The organism is Psychrobacillus sp. FSL K6-2836 (genome assembly GCF_038003085.1).
Taxonomy (GTDB): Bacteria; Bacillota; Bacilli; order Bacillales_A; family Planococcaceae; genus Psychrobacillus.
This window is the reverse complement of sequence record NZ_JBBOOM010000001.1, coordinates 357,995-376,811: the sequence shown is the minus strand read 5'-3', so window position 1 is coordinate 376,811 and position 18,817 is coordinate 357,995. Positions and strand designations below refer to the sequence as shown.

At 36.2% G+C, this 18,817-nt stretch carries 19 protein-coding genes; 16 read left to right on the top strand and 3 right to left on the bottom strand.

Annotation, left to right across the window (positions count from 1 at the left end):
- Window positions 1-26: 26 nt before the first annotated feature.
- Complete coding sequence (locus MKY37_RS01915; protein ID WP_340773251.1) at window positions 27-959, bottom strand: alpha/beta hydrolase; 933 nt, start codon at window positions 957-959, stop codon at window positions 27-29.
- 11 nt (window positions 960-970) lie between these two features.
- Complete coding sequence (locus MKY37_RS01910; RefSeq protein ID WP_340773249.1) at window positions 971-1,867, bottom strand: hydroxymethylglutaryl-CoA lyase; 897 nt, start codon at window positions 1,865-1,867, stop codon at window positions 971-973.
- Window positions 1,868-1,973: 106 nt separating this feature from the next.
- Between MKY37_RS01910 and MKY37_RS01905 the strand changes: the two genes are divergently transcribed.
- The 3 genes from MKY37_RS01905 to MKY37_RS01895 all read left to right on the top strand — a co-directional run bounded on the left by MKY37_RS01905 (window position 1,974) and on the right by MKY37_RS01895 (window position 5,973).
- A complete protein-coding gene (locus tag MKY37_RS01905; RefSeq protein WP_340773247.1) occupies window positions 1,974-3,158 on the top strand; it encodes an acetyl-CoA C-acetyltransferase in 1,185 nt (394 codons plus the stop codon).
- 15 nt (window positions 3,159-3,173) lie between these two features.
- The gene (locus MKY37_RS01900; RefSeq protein ID WP_340773245.1) at window positions 3,174-3,428 is read left to right on the top strand and encodes a DUF3886 domain-containing protein; all 255 of its coding nucleotides are present in this window, start codon (window positions 3,174-3,176) and stop codon (window positions 3,426-3,428) included.
- A gap of 421 nt (window positions 3,429-3,849) precedes the next feature.
- Window positions 3,850-5,973, top strand: coding sequence for an ATP-dependent Clp protease ATP-binding subunit (locus tag MKY37_RS01895; RefSeq protein WP_340773243.1), 2,124 nt, complete (start codon window positions 3,850-3,852; stop codon window positions 5,971-5,973).
- Between the two features lie 432 nt (window positions 5,974-6,405).
- Here MKY37_RS01895 and MKY37_RS01890 read toward each other — a convergent pair whose 3' ends face one another.
- On the bottom strand, window positions 6,406-7,308 hold the full coding sequence (locus MKY37_RS01890; RefSeq protein ID WP_340773240.1) for an aldo/keto reductase: 903 nt from the start codon (window positions 7,306-7,308) through the stop codon (window positions 6,406-6,408).
- A 288-nt stretch (window positions 7,309-7,596) separates the two neighbouring features.
- Between MKY37_RS01890 and MKY37_RS01885 the strand changes: the two genes are divergently transcribed.
- The 13 genes from MKY37_RS01885 (at window position 7,597) to MKY37_RS01825 (ending at window position 18,809) form a co-directional block, all read left to right on the top strand.
- Window positions 7,597-8,145, top strand: a complete 549-nt coding sequence (locus MKY37_RS01885; RefSeq protein ID WP_340773237.1) for an NUDIX hydrolase — start codon at window positions 7,597-7,599, stop codon at window positions 8,143-8,145.
- Window positions 8,146-8,195: 50 nt separating this feature from the next.
- Window positions 8,196-8,663 (top strand): hypothetical protein, encoded by a 468-nt coding sequence (locus tag MKY37_RS01880; RefSeq protein ID WP_211893895.1) that lies wholly within the window; start codon window positions 8,196-8,198, stop codon window positions 8,661-8,663.
- 86 nt (window positions 8,664-8,749) lie between these two features.
- Entirely contained in the window at window positions 8,750-9,193 is a 444-nt protein-coding gene (gene fur / locus MKY37_RS01875) for a ferric iron uptake transcriptional regulator (RefSeq protein ID WP_090561869.1), read from the top strand.
- A 64-nt stretch (window positions 9,194-9,257) separates the two neighbouring features.
- Window positions 9,258-10,157 (top strand): site-specific tyrosine recombinase XerD, encoded by a 900-nt coding sequence (xerD, locus tag MKY37_RS01870; protein WP_340773229.1) that lies wholly within the window; start codon window positions 9,258-9,260, stop codon window positions 10,155-10,157.
- A 73-nt stretch (window positions 10,158-10,230) separates the two neighbouring features.
- Window positions 10,231-11,409 carry a phosphopentomutase gene (deoB, locus tag MKY37_RS01865; RefSeq protein ID WP_340773226.1) on the top strand — a complete coding sequence of 393 codons (1,179 nt, stop codon included), beginning with the start codon at window positions 10,231-10,233 and terminating at the stop codon, window positions 11,407-11,409.
- A 117-nt stretch (window positions 11,410-11,526) separates the two neighbouring features.
- Entirely contained in the window at window positions 11,527-12,816 is a 1,290-nt protein-coding gene (locus MKY37_RS01860; protein WP_340773224.1) for a thymidine phosphorylase, read from the top strand.
- A 238-nt stretch (window positions 12,817-13,054) separates the two neighbouring features.
- Window positions 13,055-13,507 (top strand): hypothetical protein, encoded by a 453-nt coding sequence (locus MKY37_RS01855; protein ID WP_340773222.1) that lies wholly within the window; start codon window positions 13,055-13,057, stop codon window positions 13,505-13,507.
- A 247-nt stretch (window positions 13,508-13,754) separates the two neighbouring features.
- A complete protein-coding gene (locus MKY37_RS01850) occupies window positions 13,755-14,111 on the top strand; it encodes an STAS domain-containing protein (protein ID WP_093534831.1) in 357 nt (118 codons plus the stop codon).
- The gene (spoIIAB, locus tag MKY37_RS01845) at window positions 14,101-14,547 is read left to right on the top strand and encodes an anti-sigma F factor (RefSeq protein WP_093060805.1); all 447 of its coding nucleotides are present in this window, start codon (window positions 14,101-14,103) and stop codon (window positions 14,545-14,547) included. The genes MKY37_RS01850 and spoIIAB overlap by 11 nt, the downstream gene beginning before the upstream one ends.
- Complete coding sequence (locus MKY37_RS01840; RefSeq protein ID WP_340773220.1) at window positions 14,547-15,329, top strand: SigF/SigG family RNA polymerase sporulation sigma factor; 783 nt, start codon at window positions 14,547-14,549, stop codon at window positions 15,327-15,329. Before spoIIAB ends, MKY37_RS01840 begins: the two co-directional genes overlap by 1 nt.
- 26 nt (window positions 15,330-15,355) lie before the next feature.
- Complete coding sequence (locus MKY37_RS01835) at window positions 15,356-16,774, top strand: spore germination protein (RefSeq protein ID WP_340773218.1); 1,419 nt, start codon at window positions 15,356-15,358, stop codon at window positions 16,772-16,774.
- Between the two features lie 68 nt (window positions 16,775-16,842).
- Window positions 16,843-18,159 carry a diaminopimelate decarboxylase gene (lysA, locus tag MKY37_RS01830; RefSeq protein ID WP_340773216.1) on the top strand — a complete coding sequence of 439 codons (1,317 nt, stop codon included), beginning with the start codon at window positions 16,843-16,845 and terminating at the stop codon, window positions 18,157-18,159.
- Between the two features lie 290 nt (window positions 18,160-18,449).
- Complete coding sequence (locus MKY37_RS01825) at window positions 18,450-18,809, top strand: GNAT family N-acetyltransferase (protein WP_340773214.1); 360 nt, start codon at window positions 18,450-18,452, stop codon at window positions 18,807-18,809.
- The last annotated feature ends 8 nt before the right edge of the window (window positions 18,810-18,817 follow it).

Genomic DNA, 18,817 nt, shown 5'->3' with positions numbered 1-18,817 from the left:
ATCTTTCAAATCAAATCAGTTCTCGATTACTTCTTGTTTAGCAAGCCATTTTCTTGTAGGAAATCTGCAACAACTTGCTCATATTCCTTGCTGTTTTCATTGAAGGATTTAGCATGTTCACCTATATCAAACAATTTTAATGTTTTTGGACCTTGTTTTTTTTCATATAAATCTTCCGTCATCTTAGGTAAGATAAAATCATCCTGCAAGCTGTGGATAAACAATACAGGTTTTTCGATTTTGTCAATAACATCAATAGGTGAAACGAGATTTAACGTATATCCATCACGAAGCTTTAAAAATAAATTAGCAAATCGAATGGCAAGACTAGTTCGAAGAGGAGTTGTTTGTGTCATTATATGATAAACTTGCTGTTCAAAATCCGAAAATGCACAATCTGAAATATAAAAGTCAGCGTCATCTATTATGGATCCACCATATAATAGTGTCGTGGCTGCTCCCATAGATTCTCCGTGGATACCTAATACTGCATTCTTTCCAGCTCTTTCTCTGACTGCTTCAACAATAGATTGTAAATCTATTTTTTCATAAAAGCCAAAACTCGTTGTCTTGCCACCGGAATCACCATGTCTGCGATGATCGTAGACGACACTATTAAAGCCGAGTCGTTCGAACATACGAACAAAACGTAATGAGTTTATTTTATTTTCTGTAACTCCATGGCAAATCACGACATAATTATTTGTTTCTAATGGTTCGACAAAAATAGCCTTTAATGAATAGCCATTTTTAGATTCAATCCATTGTTCCGTTTTATTTACAGCGTTAAACCAGGCTTCATCTAATCGTTTAGATGTAATTTCACGGTTTAATATAAAATCATTTTCTTTTTTCTTCATATACATAAGCCTATTAGTTACAAAGAAACCAAAGAACGTAGCCATAGCTGTCAATACACTAGTAAAAATACTCGTCCAAATAATTACACGTTTCTTCATCTGATCAACCCCTACTTACTTTTAAATAGTTTATACATTCCCGTGTCTATCGGTCTTGACACATAAGGTTCAACTACTTCTACAGCTTTAAGCAATAAGTCCAGATTTATATTCGTCCCAATACCCATTTGATGTAGCATATTCACAACATCCTCGGTTGCTACATTTCCTGTAGCACCCGGTGCAAAAGGGCATCCACCTAGGCCGCCAGCAGAGGTATCAAATCGATTAATCCCGGCTTGTAAGCTAGCAAAAATATTGGCTATACCCATTTTTCTAGTATCGTGAAAATGAGCGGTAATAAGAGTGGCTGGGAATTCTTTCTTTAACGAGTCGAATAATTCATAGCTTTCCTGTGGATTCGCCATTCCGATTGTGTCAGCTACGCTAAGTTCGTTTACACCCCATGAAACGAATTCCTTGCACAATGCTAACGTGTCCGATGAATCTATTTTACCCTCATATGGACAATAAAAAGCTGTGGAAACACAAGCACGCACAAAATGACCTTCTTGTAATAGTTTTCCCACAATAGGTCTAAGTTCATCCATACTTTCTTTCGTAGATTTGTTAATATTTTTTTTATTAAAACTGTTAGAAACGCCAACAAATACAGCAAAACACTGTGCGCCGGATTGTTTGGCTAATTCAACACCTTTATTATTAGGTGTTAGTACGAGTTGTCTTCCTACCCTGTTTACTCGGTTAACTATTTCGTTTGCATCTTTCATTTGTGGCACCCATTTTGGCGATACGAAAGAAGTTAATTCCATTTCCTCTATTCCTGCAAGTTGCAGTCTTTCGATAAAAGCTAATTTTACTTCGGTTGGCACTTCATTTTTCTCATTTTGCAAACCGTCTCTTGGACCTACCTCGATAATTGTCACTTTATTTGGTAAACTAAACATAATCATCCCTCCCTCTTTATTGTAAAGAAAGGATGGTTAAACAAGCAAATTTAAATTTTGCTTTGTAGAAGTTTGTTTAATACAGGGGAAACAAGGAGGAAATCATGTGACAAATGAAGTTGTAATCGTAAGTGCAGTTAGAACTGCAATTGGTTCATTTCAAGGAGCTTTAAAAGATGTGCCAGCTACTAAACTAGGTGCTATTGTTATTGAAAAGGCGTTAGAAAAAGCAGGGGTTTCAAAGGATGCAGTGGACGAAGTAATAATGGGGAACGTCCTTCAAGCGGGGTTAGGTCAAAATCCTGCAAGACAGGCATCAATTCAAGCTGGATTACCACATTCAGTTTCTGCATTAACTATTAATAAAGTATGTGGTTCTGGCTTAAAAGCAATACATCTTGCTACTCAAGCTATTATTGCAGGGGACGCAGATATTATTGTTGCAGGTGGTATGGAAAACATGAGCCAATCTCCGTATTTATTGAAAAATGCTAGAGATGGCTTCCGTATGGGCGATCAAAAGATAGTAGATAGCATGATTTCAGATGGTCTATGGTGTGCATTTAATGATTATCATATGGGTGTGACGGCTGAAAATCTATGTGATCAATATAATATTACTAGAGAAGAACAAGATAAATTTTCCGCACGTTCACAGGCAAGAGCTGCGCAAGCGATAGAAGAAGGTAAGTTTGCTGATGAAATCGTGTCCGTAGAAATTCCTCAGAGAAAAGGAGATCCAATTGTCTTTTCAAAAGATGAGTATCCGAAGAAAGGTTCTACTGAAGAAAAATTAGCGGGGCTGCGTCCTGCCTTTAAAAAAGACGGCTCTGTAACTGCTGGTAATGCTTCAGGTATTAATGATGGAGCGGCAGCCGTTGTGGTCATGTCAAAAGCTAAAGCGGATGAACTTGGACTTAAACCAGTAGCGACAATTGTAGCAAATGCATCTGCAGGAGTGGATCCAAGCATCATGGGAATTGGTCCCGTGGAGGCAGTGAAAAAAGTATTAAACAAATCTCAAATCACATTAGCGGATATAGATTTAATCGAAGCGAATGAAGCTTTTGCAGCACAATCGATCGCTGTTGATAGAGAACTATCCTTTAACCATGATATACTAAACGTAAATGGTGGAGCGATTGCATTAGGTCATCCGATTGGGGCTAGTGGTGCACGTATATTCGTTTCTTTACTTCATGAAATGGAGAAGAGAGATGTGAAAACAGGTCTTGCTACACTTTGTATCGGTGGCGGACAAGGGGTCGCAACTATAGTTAAACGCTCATAAAAGAAGGTGAACAAAATGGCGAAGAAAAAACAAAGACAACAACAGGTAAAGCCAGCTAAGCAAATAGAAGAAGGTAATTCATTGTCCGATCAGCTTTCCTCTGACGTTCTTGCGAAATTAAAAGAAACGAAGAAACAGTTAGTAACCGCTGAACAAGAAAAAGAAGAAGAACGACAAGCACAGCTAGCTTTCGAAAAGAAAGAAAAAGAAAAAAACAAATCGTTTGAAGAACTACTAGATGAATATGGCTTTGGTGGTTCAAAGTTTTAAGTGAATTACAAACAGTTTAGAAATCCAATAATCGGATTTTCTAGACTGTTTTTTTGTTTGATATTAAATATAAAATATTAAATCACATAATGTAATTAATAATAGTCTGTTAAACCAATATATTCTTAAACGTGGAAGTTTTTGAGCTACAGGTATCGAAAGGAAGCATACTGAAATTGCTCTATTTTGGCTAACTGTAAAAAGCTGTTCAAAAGTCATTCCTGACTAATGGATAGCTCTTTTTTCATGTATCTTAGCGACACAACTCTGTCTGAAAATAGTCATTTAGCTTACTTATCAAAAAGCAAAATCCGTTCCAAAGCTAAGCATCTTATTTGAAAGTCAAAATAGGTCAGTGTATACTAACCTCAAAGGTTAAATATAGTCAAAGTCAAATAGTTATATATAGGAGGAAACGAATATGAAATGTCAGCAGTGTAGTAAGAACGACGCAACGATGAGTCTGAGAGTACAGGTTAATCATCAAGGAATGCAAATGCATTTGTGTCAAGTATGTTTTCAAGATATTCAAGGACAATTGACTGCAGGAAAAATGCCGTCATTTGGCAAAGAGGCAGAGCATTTTTTCCAAGCGGATGGTAGTCATCAGACACGTACACAAACGAGACAACCTGAGGAACATCAAGGCAATAGTTTGTTAGATCAACTTGCTAAAAATCTATCGAACGATGCCCAAGAAGGTCGGATTGATACGGTCATTGGACGTGATCAAGAAATAAAGCGCGTCATTGAAACGTTAAATAGAAGAAATAAAAATAATCCAGTTTTAATTGGTGAACCGGGTGTTGGTAAAACAGCCATTGCAGAGGGACTTGCAGTGAAAATCCTCGAAGGTGATGTTCCTGGGAAATTGATGAACAAACAAGTGTACTTGTTAGATGTTGCCTCACTCGTAACGAACACTGGCATTCGCGGACAATTCGAAGAGCGAATGAAACAATTAATCGAAGAACTTCAAACGCGAAAAGACGTGATTTTATTTGTTGATGAAATTCACTTACTCGTTGGGGCAGGCACGGCAGAAGGTTCAAAAATGGATGCCGGTAATATTTTGAAACCCGCTTTAGCGCGTGGGGGACTGCAACTTATTGGTGCAACCACGTTGAAAGAATATCGTCAAATCGAAAAAGACGCTGCACTTGAGCGTCGTTTCCAACCAATTATTGTGAAGGAACCATCTACAGAAGATACGATTCACATTTTAAATGGTATTAAGGATCGGTATGAAAACTTCCATGAAGTGCGCTATCCAGATGAAGCGATTCAAGCATTTGTTACTTTATCGCAGCGGTATATTCAAGATCGATTTTTACCAGATAAAGCAATCGACTTGATGGATGAAGTGGGGGCACGGTTAAATCTGACACTTACGTCAGATGATTCAGAGTCAATCGGAACACATCTTAACGAAGTTATTCAGCAAAAAGAACAAGCCGCAGAAAAAGAAGACTACGAGAAAGCGGCAAATTTACGCTTTGAGGAAATCCAGTTACGTAAACAATTGGAGCAAGCGAAACAAAATGAGGACACGCCTCAAGTAGAAGTGACGGTAGCAGATATTGAATTGATAGTAGAAGAAAAAACTGGAATACCTGTGACAAAACTACAAGCAGCAGAACAGGCAAAAATGAAAGGAATCGCAGAAAATCTCGGTAAAAAAGTGATTGGTCAAGAAGAAGCGGTCGATAAAATTGCCAAAGCGATCCGTCGTAGTCGTGCAGGGCTCAAATCTAAAAATCGTCCTATTGGTTCTTTCTTATTTGTCGGTCCAACAGGAGTCGGTAAAACAGAGATTACAAAAGTGTTGGCAGAGGAATTATTTGGTTCGCGTGATACGTTGATTCGTCTTGATATGAGTGAATATATGGAGAAACATTCGGTGTCTAAAATTATTGGTTCTCCTCCAGGTTATGTAGGGCATGAGGAAGCGGGTCAACTGACAGAACATGTTCGCCGTAATCCTTATTCCATCTTACTGTTGGATGAAATTGAAAAGGCACATCCTGACGTACAAAATATGTTCCTGCAAATAATGGAAGATGGTCGTTTAACAGATTCACATGGCCGAACAGTTAGTTTCAAAGATACGGTCATTATAATGACGAGTAATGCAGGAACAGGCGACAAAAAAGTAAGTGTAGGATTCAATCAGCCAGCACATGAATCTATCAATATGCTTGAAATGCTAGGGGCTTATTTCAAACCGGAATTTCTCAATCGTTTCGATGCTATTGTCGCATTCAATGAACTGACAGAAGGAAATTTACTTGAAATCGTAAACTTGATGCTTGGAGATTTGCAAATAACTATTGCAGAAAATGATATTGATATGACGATTTCGTCGGAAGCAAAACTAGCCTTAGTCAAACTAGGTTACGATAAACGGTTTGGTGCTCGACCGCTTAGAAGAGTGATTCAAGACAAGATTGAAGATCCATTAACAGATCTTATTTTAGAAGAAGAAACGATTAAAAAAGTCCATGTAGATGTTATGGATGAAGAAATTGTTGTTCGCAAAGTATAATGATGTCTAACACCCCCTTGAAATTTTTTCAGGGGGTGTTTTTTACGAGAAACTATTAAAGTATGATGTGTATGTTCTAAGTCTTTACTAAATTATCATCATAAAGTTTGTAGCATTGAATACATTTTCACCTTTTAGTAGCGAATCCAAATGCCACCACCGATCGTCCTTCACCTCTTTAGACATTGAAAAGTCATAGGTTTTACTTGTGTGTTCGAAAATTTGTTCAACTGATTTAATAATCTCAAATAGTAGACGGCTAACATTTTTTTACTTCTTTTGTAAGGCCAATGTCACTAGCCTAATGTAGTCTTTGAAGGAATTAACGCAATATAGGGAGCGGGAATCGCAACAAGGTGACTTCAAACCGCAACATAGTCCCACGAACCGCGATATTCCTGTTTCAGCACTTCCCTAATAATGAAGTTTCCTTTAAACTCTATGCTCCATATACACATCTTGCTTCGTTATTTCTGCAGCTTTTTGTAGGAAGTTTTCTGGCACTTGATGTTTATACGCTTCGATAGATTCAAGTAATTGTAAGGAGCTACTAGCTCCGATAATCATGGATCCTGTTACTTTTCTTTGCAACACGTATTGAAGTGCAAGGGATGCAATCGGTGCCTCCAATGCTTGTAATCTTACGATAGTATCGACTAATTCTTTTTGTGTGTAGCTGAGATATTCTTTTGTTTTATTTGCACGATTAAGACCATTGGATGTAAGTAAACCTTTTGCAACTGTTCCACGGCTAAACAGGGAAGCTTGGTGGTCTTCTAGCAGGGAAAACCATTCTTCAGGTCTTCTGTCTAGTAAACTATATTGCATCATGACGGAGACGGCATTACTTTTGCGTAAAAATCGTTCTATCACATTTGGCCGAATAGAGGATATTCCATATTCACGAATAAGCCCTTCTTTTTGGAGAGATTCCATTATGTCTATAACTTCGTCCACATCGTCTTCCATCGTGCCTCCGTGTAGTTGATACACATCTATATAATCAGTTTGGAGTCGCTTCAATGAGGCATGTATGGCATCTCTTATCCATTCCTTAGAAGGATCCCATGACCATCCTTCCCCAGTTTTGTTTAATCGATTTCCAACTTTTGTAGCCAAAATTATATTTTGTCGATTGCTCTTTAGGGCATTTCCTACAATCTTTTCATTTTCGCCTTTATTGTATAAATCTGCTGTATCAAAATAATTAATGCCATTATCTAGTGCGACTTGAATAATATTATCCGCCTCTGCTTGTTCTGTTGGAAGTGACATGCACCCTAAGCCGATTTCAGATACGTATATATCACTTTTACCTAATTGTCTTTTCTTCAAGTTTCATCACGTCCTTTTCTACATGGTACAATGTCAAATAGATAGATTCAACTAAAGTGAAACGTTATAAAGTGAAACTTCCATCAGTGGGAGGCTATTCTTCACTGAAGAAAAAAGGAACTCAGGCAAATAACGCCGCATCGTTTGGCAATGCCTGAGTGACCAACATCCTGTTGGTCCGAACCAATCGGGGAGTTACAGGGTGTTTATCCCCACCTATTTTTCTTTATTTTCACAAAGTTGTTATTACAGCCTGTTAAATCGGGATAAACGAGAGGAAGATATATAATGAAAAAATTTGAGGAAAAAACAATTCAATCTGAGCTTAAATTCAAAGGTAGAATCATCACGCTACAAGTAGATGAAGTAGAACTACCAAATGGCAAAACTAGTAATAGAGAGATTGTCAAGCATCCTGGTGCGGTTGCAGTTATTGCAGTAACAAAAGACAAAAAAATAATTTTAGTAGAACAATTTAGAAAAGCATTAGAACGATCAATCATTGAAATTCCTGCCGGAAAAATAGAGATTGGAGAGGCTCCAGAAATAACTGCCCTGCGAGAATTAGAAGAAGAGACAGGCTATACGACGGAAAATCTACAATACATACAATCATTTGCTACATCTCCCGGATTTGCTGATGAGATTATCCATCTATATTTTGCAGATAATATTGAAAAGATGGAACAACCAGTAGGGTTAGATGATGATGAGTTTGTAGAATTATTACATGTAACTATCCCCGAAATGGAAGAAATGGTAAAGAAACAACAAATCTATGATGCTAAAACAGCCTTTGCATATATTTGGTTGAAAGATTATTTTAAAGAAGCATGATTTAAGTTAGTACAAGCATATGATGAAAGTAGATAGGGAGGTGTTCCAATTTGAACCAGACTTATACTATTTTCATCTCATTATGTGTACTCGTAGTTAGCTTTATCGGAGGCTTGATATTATTTGAAAAAAGTACGGTAGAACAGCAGCAATGGATTATTAATCTCTTGGATGCACGCGTTCTATTAGTAGAACAACCTACTTTTTTAGAAACGATATTTCCTCATCTCATGTTTGCCATTGTGTTTTTTTTATTTTATCAACATCCTTATTTACGAAAACTAATTTTAGTTATTTGTGCATTTAAAATCACATTTTATGGGTATTGTTCGAGTTATTTACTCCAAACGCAGGAATCTACTTTTCCTTATGTGTTTTGGTGGTTTCCATTTCAGCTAGTTTACTGTATCTTGTTATTAGCCTTAGCAAATCGGATTAATATTTTTTCGCTTTCCTTTTATATAATTGTTATAATTATAGAATCCATCTTAATACCATTTATATTATTTAATAATTAGTTTTTATTAATAATAATTATTATGTGAATCTCTTGTAATGAGAATTCAATTATTGGTATAATGGATTTAAGGTAAGGAGGCGTCATATGGAAAGCCGTATTGATCGTATAAAAAAACAATTATCTGGTGCGAGCTATAAACTGACGCCGCAGCGAGAAGCGACAGTCCGAGTTTTGCTTGAAAATGAAGAAGATCATTTAAGTGCAGAAGATGTATTTTTACTAGTTAGAGAGATATCACCTGATATAGGACTTGCAACAGTTTATAGAACGCTTGAGTTATTAAACGAATTGAATGTGGTAGATAAAATTCAATTCGGTGACGGCGTATCTCGCTATGATTTGAGACAAGAGGGCGCAGCGCATTTTCACCATCATTTAGTATGTATTGAATGTGGAGCTGTAGATGAAATTCAAGAAGATTTGTTAGAAGATGTAGAAGCTATTGTCGAAAAAAAATGGAACTTTAGAATAAAAGACCATCGTCTAACATTTCACGGTATTTGCTACCGTTGCCAAGAGGATAAATAAACAAAAGGATAGCTTACTAGCTATCCTTTTTTTAAATGATTGTTTTACAAAAGGAGTGAAGTACTTGAATAATGGAATACTACATTTAGAGGATTATATGCACTTCCTGCAGATTGAACGGCAGTTAGCGAATAATACATTGACCTCCTATAAAAAAGATCTAATCGATTATTTACATCATATATTTGAAGTACAGCAACTACATAGTCTAAATGAGATAGAGCGAACGCATATTGTTCTTTATCTGCGAAGTTTAAAAGAAAATGGAAAATCTGCTCGGACGATTTCTAGACATATTTCCTCTATACGTTCCTTTCATCAGTTTTTATTAAGAGAGAAAGTGGCGAACACAGATCCATCTGTCCATTTGGATTTACCACAGCTAGAGCAAAAGTTACCAACTTATTTGTCAGTGGAGGAATTGAATAATCTATTAAATAGTATTGATATATCCAAACCACAGGGACAAAGAGATTTAGCTATGTTTGAACTTATGTATGCTAGTGGGATGCGGATAAGTGAGTGTTTGAACTTAAATTTAGAGGATATACATTTATCCATGGGGTTTGTTCGTGTTTTCGGAAAAGGTGGTAAGGAACGAATTGTCCCATTAGGTGGTGCTTCCATTAGAGCTTGCGCAGATTATATAGAAAATGCTAGACCAGCTTTGTTGAAATCTGAAAAAACGGAAGCTATTTTTATTAACAGGCGCGGTAAGCGGCTAACTAGACAGGGGATATGGAAGTTATTAAATAAGCATGCTATTACGGCAGGGATTTCGAAGGAAATCACTCCTCACGTGCTACGCCATTCTTTTGCAACGCATTTAATAGAAAATGGAGCAGATTTACGTGCTGTTCAAGAGATGCTAGGTCATGCCGATATTTCAACGACTCAAATTTATACGCATGTTAGTAAGAGTCGTTTAAAGGATGTCTATAAACAATTTCACCCTAGAGCATAAATTGTCAGAGGTCTGACCTGTACATTTATGTTTTTTTTGGTAAACTAGAAGAAAACAGTAGGAGGTAAATTAAATGAATAAATTTAAGCGCATACATGTGATAGTAATGGACTCTGTTGGTATAGGGGAAGCGCCTGATGCGGACGTCTTTGGTGATGTAGGATCCCATACTATTGGTCATATTGCAGAAAAAATGAACGGACTTCATATGCCTCAGATGGAACAACTTGGACTTGGTAATATTGAGGATATTCAAGGTATCAATAGCCAAGCTGCTCCTACAGCTTATTTTGGCAAAATGCAAGAAGCCTCTGTTGGTAAGGATACAATGACTGGTCATTGGGAAATCATGGGTCTTAATATTGATAAACCGTTTAAAGTATATCCAGACGGATTCCCTCAGGAGTTAATCTCCCAATTAGAGGAGAAAACTGGTCGTAAAGTAATTGGAAACAAACCAGCAAGTGGAACAGAAATTTTAGATGAGCTTGGCGAAGAGCATATGAAAACTGGTGCGATTATTGTATATACATCCGCTGACCCTGTGCTACAAATTGCGGCTCATGAGGAAATAATTCCATTAGAAGAGTTGTATCGTATTTGTGAAATTGCACGTGAGTTAACACTTTCAGAGGAATTCTTAGTGGGTCGTATAATTGCTCGTCCATTTATCGGAGAGCCGGGTAAATTTATTCGTACATCTAATCGCCATGACTATGCATTAAAACCTTTTGGTCGCACAGCGATGAACGAACTAAGTGATGCGGGACTAGATGTAATCGCAATTGGTAAAATAAATGATATTTATAATGGGGAAGGTATTACTTCTACAGAAAGAACAACAGATAATATGGATGGAATGGATAAATTCATCGCTACTTTGGACAAAGATTTCAAAGGCATCAGTTTCTTAAATCTAGTAGATTTTGATGCGTTATTTGGTCACCGTCGCGATCCTTTAGGCTATGGTAAAGCTCTAGAAGAATTCGATGTACGCTTAAAAGAGGTACTTCCAAAGTTATCAGAGGAAGATTTATTGATTATTACGGCGGACCATGGAAATGATCCAACTATGCCAGGAACGGATCATACGCGAGAATATGTTCCGTTAATCGTATACTCACCAAAATTTAAGGAAATAAACGAGTTACCACTACGCAATACATTTGCTGACATTGGAGCAACAATTAGTGAAAACTTTGGTGTAGCAACAACTGAATTCGGAGAAAGTTTCTTATCTTTATTGAAATAATCCATACTTATTTTCAACACTGAATTAATTTCATATGGATAGTAAAATTCCACTACGGGTGTATGCCTAATATTAAGGTTGTAAAAATAAAAGTTATGAGTAAGGAGATTAATTAATATGAATATGCTTAATTTAATCGATAAGAAAAAAAGAGACAATTCATTAACCGAAGAAGAAATACAATATATGATTAATAAATATACAAATGATGAAATTCCAGACTATCAAATGAGTTCAATGTTGATGGCAATCTTAATAAATGGAATGAATAAAGATGAAACATCATGGTTAACAAAATCTATAGTTGAATCAGGTGATGTTATTGACTTATCTTCTATTGAAGGATTCAAAGTTGATAAGCACTCAACTGGAGGAATAGGTGACAAAATTAGTCTTCTTGTTGCACCGATTTTAGCATCATTAAACATTCCAATTGCAAAAATGAGTGGAAGAGGATTAGGTATCACAGGTGGTACTGTAGACAAATTAGAATCTATACAAGGTTTTAATGTTGAATTAACTTCTGATCAATTCATAAAGCAAGTAAATGAACATAAAATTGCCATTGTTGGTCAATCTGGTAATTTAACTCCAGCTGATAAAAAATTATATGCATTAAGAGATGTAACAGGTACTGTGGATTCGATCCCGTTGATTGCTTCATCAATTATGAGTAAGAAAATTGCTAGTGGGGCAGACGGCATTGTACTAGACGTCAAATGTGGTAAAGGTGCTTTCATGAAGGATTTAAATCATGCTACAGAATTGGCTTCTACTATGATTAGCATTGGTGAAAGTTTAGGTAGAAAAGTATCAGTTGTTATCACTGATATGAACCAACCTTTAGGGCATAACATTGGTAATAAATTAGAAGTTGCAGAAGCACATGATTTCCTTAAAAACTATAAAGATAGTGAGCAAGGCTTATTAGAAGTTACAATAGCTATATCTTCAAAAATGTATCAATTAGCTACTGGAGTAAGTGAAGATGAAGCGCAAAAACAAGTAATAGAAACACTTACAAATGGTGCTGCATTGGAAAAATTCAAAGAATTCATAACTGCTCAAGGCGGAGATGCTTCTGATATTAAACCGAAAGATACTAAGCATACGATTGAAGTAAAAGCTGTAAAAGATGGTTATATCAATTTAATTGATGCTGAATTGATTGGGATGGCTTCTCTATTAGTAGGTGCAGGTCGTTTAACAAAAGCGGATACCCTTGATTTTGATGCAGGAGTTAAACTGGTATCATTAACAGGTCAAGAAGTTCAAAAAGGTGATACATTAGCTATTCTATATTCAAACAAAGATGATGTAGCCGAATCAATTAAATTGATTGAAGAAGCTTATAAAATTATTGAAGATGAACCAGTCAAAAACAATTCTATTTTGAAAATAATGTAAAAATCATTATATACAATATAAAGAAAAAGTTGGTCAGCTAATTGGATTTAGCTTACCAACTTTTTTATTTTGTAGAAATGTAGAAATAATTAAAAATACAAAGAAAAGAAGACTTTATTACATTTTAAAATTTGATATATTGAATTCCATTTCGAGCTAATATTAACTAACTATTGTTTCAAATAGACTCAAATTTTTCTCTACTCAATACAAATTTGAAGGATCCAAGTTGTTTTTCGTGGGCATCTCAAAACTGGAAATAGTGGAAGCTATTGATACATTAAATGGAAACGATCCTGATAATCTGACGGAAGATATGTTTAACACTTGGAAATCAAATGGTAGTAGTTGGCGAATAGGCAGACCTAATGGAAGAAGCAATAGAAATGCTACTTGCAGTTATAAAAGATGGATCTGCATTCTAGGTTTTACTTGCTCTTGCATGCTATTTACTTGCGTTCCGTTTTCAATACTTGCTCTGCATGTTTGTTTACTTGCTGGTGCGCTAGCTTTACTTGCTCATGAGGGACAATTACTTGCGAAGCGGATTATTTTTCCAAATACTCAACAAAGTGGAGATATACAATTATTTCGTTTACTTGCTCTCGTATGCTATATACTTGCGTATTGTTTTGAATACTTGCTCTTCGTATGGTTTACTTGCTGCTGTGCTAACTTTACTTGCTCATGAGGGACAATTACTTGCGAAAAGGATTATTTTCCCAATTTTGAACATTCGAAATAGGCATCTCGTAAAGGTTTTTAAAAACTTTTGCGAGATGCCTATTTTTTGATTAAAAAAAAGAATATGTTCCCATACTTTAAATGACCACCCTCTGTCGAAAATCGACTAATAAGCGATGATTTCTTCTACTTTTGTCAAGCGCAAGGAATTTTCAAGGAACATGTGGAATAGCGCTATCTAAGGAGGCGATTTTATGATTCATGAAGTAGAAAAAGTAGGAGACGAAATTATTATTATTCGATTAAAAGGTGAATTAGATCATCACAGTACAAATGATATTAGAAATGAGATAGTTCCAATGATTAAAAATGGGTCTATTAAAGTACTAGTTTGGAATTTGAAAGATTTGCATTTTATGGATAGCTCGGGGATAGGACTAATTCTAGGCAGAATGAGAGAGCTTGCTCCAATAGATGGACAAACAATTATTGTAAATCCATCCCCAACAATGCGCAAGATTTTTCAGTTTGCAGGTTTAAGCCCTTATATTTATAGCGAATCCGAAATTGAAATAATGTCTAAGTTAGGGGGAATAGTTTATGGACAATGAGATCACATTATCTTTTATCGCTAAAAGTGAGAATGAGGCACTAGCTAGAATGGTTATGTCTAGTTTTATCGCAACGATTGACCCGACTATTGAAGAATTATCTGAATTTAAAACCGTCATATCTGAAGCTGTAACTAATGCTATCGTGCATGGTTATGAAGAAGACGGCGTCGGGAAAATTGAACTGCATGCACAACGAGTAGATAGAGAAATTGTCGTTTCTATTGTAGATTATGGCCGTGGAATACGTGATGTAAATCAAGCACGTGAGCCACTATTTACGACTAAGCCTGAACAGGAACGTTCAGGAATGGGCTTTACAATTATGGAAAGCTTTAGTGATGGTGTTGAGATTTACTCCATTCCTGATAGGGGGACGACTGTAACCATAACGAAGCAATTTGTACCAATTCAAGAATCTTGCAGGATCGTCTAATGATAAATAAAAAACCGTCTACTTTACTAACTCAAGAAAAAATGAGAGAGCTCATAGCGCTATCACAAACTGGTGATAAACTAGCAAGGCAGCAAATGATTGAGGGTAATACTAGGCTTGTATGGTCAATTGTTCAACGGTTTGCTTCTAGGGGAGCAGATCTGGAGGATTTGTTTCAAATCGGCTGTATTGGCTTGATGAAATCAGTGGATAAATTTGATTTGTCTTATGAAGTGAAGTTTTCAACGTATGCGGTTCCTATGATTATAGGTGAGATTCAGCGGTTTTTAAGAGATGACGGAATGGTGAAAATCAGTCGTTCAATCCGGGAATTAAATTTTAAAATTCGCCATGCTACCGATGACTTTTTAAAAACGTTCGAGCGCCAACCTACTATTTTGGAGCTTGCGCATATTTTAGAAGTGACTCGAGAAGAAATAGTGATGGCTACAGATGCCCTGCGCGATCCAGCATCATTGCAGGAGCAGCTTTATGAAAATGATAGCGGAGATGCTCTAACGCTAATGGATCAAATGAAGGATGAGCGTTCCGAGAAGCCTTTTGAGCATATTCCGTTACGTGAGCTAGTGGAAAAGCTAGAAAAACGGGAGCAAATGATTATTTATTTAAGATATTATCTTGATTGTACACAGAGTGATATTGCAGAACGATTAGGAATATCTCAAGTACAGGTGTCGAGATTAGAGAAGAAAATTTTAACCCAATTAAAATTATGGCTAGTACCAGTGGGTCAGTCGAATTCAAATGCAAAAGATAGGTGATTGAAACGAAACCTTTGTTTAATAGTATGGATGAAGCTGAATTGTATTTAAAAGAAAAGTTCGGAGTAAATGAGTCTTACGATGTGGGAATTTTACATACTCATTTATATGAATTTCCAGTATTACTCGTCTATATTAATGGATTAATTGATGGCCTAGTAATTACTCAATTATTGACGAACACCCAATTGAAAATAGCAGATAAAACAATAAGTGAAAACGAAATTATAGAGCATTATTTCCCATATTACTCTATTACGCAATATGATTCGAAGGAAAAATGGTTAGCCGCACTTCTGAGTGGGCAAGTAACATTTATACTATCGAATGGTTCCGTCTACACAATAGATGTTCGTTCATATCCTGGAAGGACACCAGAGGAACCAGATAATGAGAAGGTTGTCAGAGGTTCTAGAGATGGTTTTACGGAAAATATTGTGCAAAACACAGCACTGATTAGAAGAAGGATTCGGGATACCGATTTGCGCTTTGAGTTACATCAAATTACCGAGTTAGGGCAAACTGATATTGCAATATCTTATATTAAAAATATTGCCAATGAAGATAATCTTAAGCAAATTCGTGATCGAATAAAGCAAATAAAGCATGATGCAATTACGATGACAGACAAAGCATTGGAAGAATGGCTTTTTAAACAAGGATTCCATCCATTGCCTTTTGTACGATTTACGGAGAGACCAGATATCGCTGCAGCCCATTTGCTAGAAGGACATATAATAATAGTGGTTGATACATCACCATCTGTAGTTATAGTTCCTACTACCCTTTTTCACCACTTACAACATGCAGAGGAATATAGACAGGCACCAGCAATTGGTACAGTTGTACGGTGGATTCGATTTTTAGGTGTTCTTCTAAGTCTATTCCTATTACCTTTTTGGTATCTACTCTCGGTTCACCCCGAGTTTGTACCAAAGGCACTTGATTTTATTGGTCCTAAAGAGTCGACAGAAATACCGCTATTGTTACAGATTTTGTTTGCAGATATTGGGATAGAATTTCTAAGATTAGCTGCTATCCATACACCAACTCCGTTATCAACAGCAATGGGAATTATTGCTGCACTAGTTATTGGGCAAATGGCTGTAGATGTTGGGATTTTTGTTCCAGAGGTTATTTTATATACCGCTATAACAGCGATATTCACTTTTTCGATCCCTTCATATGAACTAAGTATTACGACTAAAATATTCAGGACTGTAATCCTACTGAGTACTGCGTTATTTGGACCAAGTGGATTTTTTGTAGCATCTTTAGCTCTGCTTTGGTATGTAGGTTCTGTAAAACCATTAAATGTACCTTATTTATGGCCACTTCAACCTTTCTTTCCAAAAGCGTTTTTGCGTTTGATCATACGGTATCCAATGCCCGTTGATGCTAAAAGGCCATTTATAACAAGATCGCCTAATCGCAAACGTTCCTAATGTGCATTGCCAATTCCTTATCTATTGTGATAAAGTTCTTATAGATATAGGGAAAAGAGGCGAACTAAATGGTGCTAGTTTCAAGGCATGCTGTAAACGAAAAAGGTCATCTAATGATTGGTGGAATAGATAGCTTAGAGCTTGCAAAAACATATGGAACACCATTGTTTGTGTACGATTTATCTTTAATTAGAGAACGAGCACATGCATTCATCCAGACATTCCAAGATCAACAGATATCGGCTCAAGTTGCTTATGCAAGTAAAGCCTTTTCTAGTGTTGCAATGTACCAAGTGATGAAACAAGAAAACTTATCATTAGATGTTGTATCTGCTGGAGAATTACATACTGCGATTCAAGCGGGATATCCAGTAGAACGAATTCATTTTCATGGTAATAATAAAAGTAAAGAAGAATTATTATTAGCTCTTGAGCATAATATTGGTTGTATAGTTGTCGATAATTTTTATGAAATAGAATTATTAAAGATGCTTACTGCCAAAAACAAGCAAAAAGTTAATATCTTGTTAAGAGTGACACCTGGTGTTGAAGCTCATACACACGATTATATTACGACTGGCCAGCAAGATTCTAAATTTGGATTTGATCTGTTGAATGGACAAGCAGACCAAGCATTTCTGGATGTATATCAGGATGAATATATTCAGTTGCTTGGCTTGCATTGTCATATTGGCTCTCAAATATTTGAAACGATTGGTTTTAAAGTGGCAGCTGAGAAGCTTATTACTAAAATGATAGAGTGGCATACAGACTATAACTTCTCATGCAGTGTTTTAAATCTAGGTGGCGGCTTCGGTATAAAATATACAGATGAGGATGCTCCTCTTGAACCAGCTGTATATGTGAAAGAAATGATCCAAATAGTAAAAGAGCTCGTGCATAATTCTTCTTTTAAAATGCCAGAAATTTGGATAGAACCGGGAAGGTCATTAGTTGGGGATGCAGGAACTACGTTATATACGATCGGATCTGAAAAAGCTGTACCAGATGTCCGAAATTATTTAGCGGTTGATGGTGGTATGTCCGACAATATTAGACCTGCATTATACGGTGCAGAATATGACGCAGTTATTGCTAACAAAATGGATGCACAGTTAACGACTAATTATACAATTGCTGGTAAATGTTGTGAGTCTGGCGATAAATTAATCGAAAATATTCAATTACCAGCAGCAAGACCTGGAGATATTCTAGCTATGTTTTGTACAGGTGCATATGGTTACTCCATGGCTAGTAATTATAATCGTTTAACAAAACCGGCCGTTGTGTTTGTCGAAAATGGAAAGCATCAATTGGCTGTAAGACGAGAAACGTTGGAAGACATCATACATCTTGACCTTCCTTTAACAATGGAGAAGGAGTGATCCAAGATGAAAAAGACAAACGTCATACTATTTCTAATGATTTTTATCGTAGGAATTGTATGGGGGCTCATTTACTGGTTGTTTATAGCGCCAAATGCCAATTTGTAAAATCGATAAAATTAAGGTACGATAATACAGATATTTTAAGAAATTGGACTTTGTTAGAGTGTTGAAATGATGCGATTATACAATTCTGTGAATCGAATTGAATTTAGACAGTTAAATTTGTGTTGTATTCGTATGTATTTGATTGAATAAACAGGCCAAGAAATTAAAAGAGGGTTTTAATTATGTTACTTCGCTATAAAAAAACGTTTGAAAAAATTTCAATGGGGCTACTATCTTTCATGCCTCATGAAAAAGATGTGAAAAAGTTACTAGAAACAATTCATGAGTATGAGACAAATCCAGATTGGCATTTGTTTCTTTGGAAAAAAGAGGACGACCTAGTTGGATTAATAGGAGTACGAATGGAAGGTACTGAAGCAGTAATTCAACATCTATCTGTCAATCCGTCACACCGTGGTGAAGGACTTGGAGAAGAGATGTTGCAAAAACTTCCCACTGTATTGCAAACAAATTCTATAAAGCCATCTGAGGATGTTGAGTCATTTTATACTAAGTGCCAAATAAAAAAAGAAGAGGAATGACTTGATTT

Coding starts and splice junctions, on each gene's coding strand:
- MKY37_RS01915 (WP_340773251.1), bottom strand. CDS start 959: ATGAAGAAACGTGTAATTATTTGGACGAGTATTTTTACTAGTGTATTG.
- MKY37_RS01910 (WP_340773249.1), bottom strand. CDS start 1,867: ATGTTTAGTTTACCAAATAAAGTGACAATTATCGAGGTAGGTCCAAGA.
- MKY37_RS01900 (WP_340773245.1), top strand. CDS start 3,174: ATGGCGAAGAAAAAACAAAGACAACAACAGGTAAAGCCAGCTAAGCAA.
- MKY37_RS01895 (WP_340773243.1), top strand. CDS start 3,850: ATGAAATGTCAGCAGTGTAGTAAGAACGACGCAACGATGAGTCTGAGA.
- MKY37_RS01885 (WP_340773237.1), top strand. CDS start 7,597: ATGAAAAAATTTGAGGAAAAAACAATTCAATCTGAGCTTAAATTCAAA.
- fur (WP_090561869.1), top strand. CDS start 8,750: ATGGAAAGCCGTATTGATCGTATAAAAAAACAATTATCTGGTGCGAGC.
- deoB (WP_340773226.1), top strand. CDS start 10,231: ATGAATAAATTTAAGCGCATACATGTGATAGTAATGGACTCTGTTGGT.
- MKY37_RS01860 (WP_340773224.1), top strand. CDS start 11,527: ATGAATATGCTTAATTTAATCGATAAGAAAAAAAGAGACAATTCATTA.
- MKY37_RS01850 (WP_093534831.1), top strand. CDS start 13,755: ATGATTCATGAAGTAGAAAAAGTAGGAGACGAAATTATTATTATTCGA.
- spoIIAB (WP_093060805.1), top strand. CDS start 14,101: ATGGACAATGAGATCACATTATCTTTTATCGCTAAAAGTGAGAATGAG.
- MKY37_RS01840 (WP_340773220.1), top strand. CDS start 14,547: ATGATAAATAAAAAACCGTCTACTTTACTAACTCAAGAAAAAATGAGA.
- MKY37_RS01835 (WP_340773218.1), top strand. CDS start 15,356: ATGGATGAAGCTGAATTGTATTTAAAAGAAAAGTTCGGAGTAAATGAG.
- lysA (WP_340773216.1), top strand. CDS start 16,843: ATGGTGCTAGTTTCAAGGCATGCTGTAAACGAAAAAGGTCATCTAATG.
- MKY37_RS01825 (WP_340773214.1), top strand. CDS start 18,450: ATGTTACTTCGCTATAAAAAAACGTTTGAAAAAATTTCAATGGGGCTA.